Source organism: Thauera aminoaromatica S2 (genome assembly GCF_000310185.1).
Taxonomy (GTDB): domain Bacteria; phylum Pseudomonadota; class Gammaproteobacteria; order Burkholderiales; family Rhodocyclaceae; genus Thauera; species Thauera aminoaromatica.
In genome coordinates, this window is the sequence record NZ_AMXD01000228.1 from 1 (window position 1) to 3,238 (window position 3,238).

Genomic DNA, 3,238 nt, shown 5'->3' on the forward strand with positions numbered 1-3,238 from the left:
AGCCGCCACGCCGGGCGCTCCGGCTGCCCCGGCCGCCCCAGCCGCAGCCGCGCTGCAGGCGAGCGACTGGGGCGCGATCGAAGGCTGGCAGCGCGACGAGCTGTCGGCGGCCTGGCCGGCGTTGCGCGCCTCCTGCAGCACCCTGGTGCGCCAGGCACCGTGGAAGGCAGCTTGCGAGGAGGCCGCCCGCCTGGGCGGAGCACCCGACGGCGGCACTGTGCGTCGCTTCCTCGAGAGCCGCTTCACGCCCTGGCAGGTGGTGAATCCCGACGGCAGCGCGAACGGGCTGGTGACCGGCTACTACGAGCCGCTGATCCGTGGCAGTCGCACGCGCGGCGGACGCAGCACCTGGCCGATCCATGGCGTGCCGCAGGACATGCTGACGATCGAGCTCGCCGACGTGTATCCGGAACTGAAGAGCCTGCGCCTGCGCGGCCGCCTCGTCGGCAACAAGGTGCTGCCGTACTGGAACCGCCAGCAGCTCTCCGAACGCCAGGTCCCGGCACCGGTGCTGCTGTGGGCGGACGATCCGATCGAACTCTTCTTCCTGCAGGTGCAGGGCTCGGGGCGGGTGCAGCTGCCCGACGGCAGCCTGGTGCGGGTCGGCTATGCCGACCAGAACGGCCATCCCTACCAGTCGATCGGGCGCTGGCTGGTCGCCCAGGGCGAGCTGACGCTGGACAAGGCCTCGATGGATGGGATCAAGCGCTGGGCGCAGGACAACCCGCGGCGCCTGCAGGAACTGCTCAATGCCAACCCGAGCTACGTCTTCTTCCGCGAGTTGCCCGCCTCGGGCGGCGGGCCGGTGGGCGCGCTCGGCGTGCCGCTCTCCGAGGGCCGCAGCATCGCGGTGGATCCGCGCTACGTGCCGCTGGGCGCACCGGTGTTCCTCTCGACCACGCAGCCGCTCAGCGAGCGCCCGCTCGAGCGCCTGGTCATGGCGCAGGACACCGGGGGCGCGATCAAGGGCGCAGTGCGTGCCGATTTCTTTTGGGGATTCGGTGCCGAGGCTGGCCGCGAGGCCGGGAAGATGCGTCAGCAGGGGCGGATGTGGGTGCTGCTGCCGAGGGGGATGAAGCCGCCCATGCCGCACTGACCCGATCCGCGGCGCGGGCGTGACCGTCCGCCCGCGCCCTGCGAGGGATCAGCGCTTGGCGGCGTCCATCGCCTTTTCGAGTTCGGCGCGCGGCAGGTAGCCGCCGATGCGCGAGCCGTCGGCGAGGAAGATCGTCGGCGTGCCGCTGATGCGGAGGCTCTGGCCGAGTTCGACGTTACGCGTGATGGTCGCGGTATCGCAGCTCGCCTTGGCGGGCTCCTTGCCATCGACCACCCAGTCGGTCCACGCCCTCCCCTTGTCCTTCGCGCACCAGATGTTGTCCGACTTGACACGCGAGTCCTCGCTCAGGATCGGATACAGGAAGGTGTACACGGTGACGTCGTCCATCTGCGCGAGCTCCTTGCCCAGGCGCTTGCAGTAGCCGCAGTTGGGATCCTCGAAGGTGGCGATCACGCGCGTGCCCTTGCCTTTCACGACCTTCACCGCGTGGTCGAGCGGCAGGGTGGAGAAGTCGATCGCGGAGAGCTGATTGAGGCGCGCCTGGGTCACGTCGCGGCGCGTGGCGGTATCGATGATGCTGCCGTCGATGATGAAGCTGTTCTTCGCATCGGTATACACGAGCTGGCCGTTCTTGAGCACGACCTCGTACAGCCCGGCATAGTCGGTACGAGTCACCCTCTCCACCGCCGGCGAGCCGATGAAGGCCTCCATGCTCTTCTTGACCCCGGCTTCGTCGGCGTGTGCGAACGTGGTCGCACCGAGCGCCAGGGCGAGGCCGAGGGGCCGGATCAGGGACGGGACGGAAAGGGCTTTCATCAAGTTCTCCACAGGGTTCAGAAGCGACCGTTGGCAGCGTAGCGCACCAGCGCATTTTTTAAGACCGGGACCCGCCCGGTCAGGTTCATCCCGAGATTGCGCAGGGTCGCCGAGAGGGGATCCTGGCGCCCGAACAAGCGACTCAGGGCATGCGTCGTGTACTGCAGCAGGAAGGGCTCTTCCGCACGCATGCGCGCATAGCGCCGCAGCACCGAAAGATCGCCTGCGTCCTGCCAGGACGGTAGCGCGTCGAGCACCTCCGCCAGCGCCTTCGCATCCTGAAAGCCGAGGTTGATGCCATGTCCCGAGAGCGGGTGGATCGCATGCGCGGCATCTCCGATCAGCGCCACCCTTGGGCGCACCGTCTCTTCCACGCGCATCAGACGCAGCGGAAAAGCGGCGCGCTGGCCGGCGAGCTCGAGCTTGCCGAGCGCGCGGCCGCCAGCCCCCTCCACGCGCGCGCAGAACTCCTCGGCCTCGAGCCCGAGCAGCTCGTCAGCGAACGCGTCGGGCGCGGACCACACCATGGACATGTGACGCCCGGGCAGGGGCAGCCAAGCCAACACGCCGTCGGCGCGGAACCACTGGTAAGCGACACCGCGACTGGGGCGCTCGCAGACGAAGTTGGCCACCACGCCGCGCTCGCCGTAGGGCGTGATCGTCGCGGCGATTCCGGCGCGTTCGCGTACCCAGGAGTCGCGTCCGTCCGCACCGACGACCAACGCGGCTTTCAGGCTGCGACCGTCGCCCAGGCGCAACGTCGCCGCATCTTCGTCGATCTCGAGCGCCTCCGGCGCCGCTGGACAGAACAGCGTGACGTTGTGCTGGCGCTTGAGGCTCTCCCAGATTTCGACATGAACCAAGCTGGACTCGCCGATCCAGGCAAGCTCCTCGAGTCCGCTGTCGTAGGCCGAAAATACGAGCTCGCCGCCCGCATCGCCGTGGATACGCATCTCGGCGACTTCAGCGAGGCGTTGGTGGTCCAGATGGGCCCACACGCCAAGCTGGTCCAGGAAGCGTGCGCTCACCGGGCTGTAGGCGTAGACGCGGGCGTCCCAGCCTTCGGGGCGGCGCGGCACAGCATGTTCGATCACGGCGATCCGCAGTGCGCTACGGCGCAGCGCTACCGCAAGCGCGGCCCCGGCGAGACCGCCGCCGACGATGATGAGGTCGAATTTCATCGCGATCCCCGGAAACTCGGTACAGCTTTGGATTGTGCCCGAGGGCGCGCCTTGCCGCCACGTACGCACTCGCGGAGTGCGGGGGGATCCGGCAGCTGTAAAGCACGACGCCCCAGGCACGGATGTGTGCGTGGGGCGTTGTGTTGGTGTGGTTAGTCTGACGATGACCTACTTTCACGAGGGC

General features: G+C 68.5%; 3 protein-coding genes. 1 reads left to right on the forward strand and 2 read right to left on the reverse strand.

What is annotated here, in order from left to right; translation table 11 throughout:
- A partial coding sequence (gene mltA, locus C665_RS18925; protein ID WP_004327258.1) for a murein transglycosylase A occupies positions 1-1,096 on the forward strand: 1,096 nt, incomplete at its 5' end.
- A 48-nt stretch (positions 1,097-1,144) separates the two neighbouring features.
- On the opposite strand, the gene C665_RS18930 is transcribed toward mltA, so the two are convergent.
- Positions 1,145-1,873 (reverse strand): DsbC family protein, encoded by a 729-nt coding sequence (locus tag C665_RS18930; RefSeq protein WP_004327259.1) that lies wholly within the window; start codon positions 1,871-1,873, stop codon positions 1,145-1,147.
- A 17-nt stretch (positions 1,874-1,890) separates the two neighbouring features.
- Complete coding sequence (locus C665_RS18935; protein WP_004327260.1) at positions 1,891-3,054, reverse strand: UbiH/UbiF family hydroxylase; 1,164 nt, start codon at positions 3,052-3,054, stop codon at positions 1,891-1,893.
- Positions 3,055-3,238 lie beyond the last annotated feature (184 nt).

Bases quoted from the DNA above. Each gene is read 5' to 3' on its own strand.
- C665_RS18930 (WP_004327259.1), bottom strand. From the start codon at position 1,873: ATGAAAGCCCTTTCCGTCCCGTCCCTGATCCGGCCCCTCGGCCTCGCC.
- C665_RS18935 (WP_004327260.1), bottom strand. From the start codon at position 3,054: ATGAAATTCGACCTCATCATCGTCGGCGGCGGTCTCGCCGGGGCCGCG.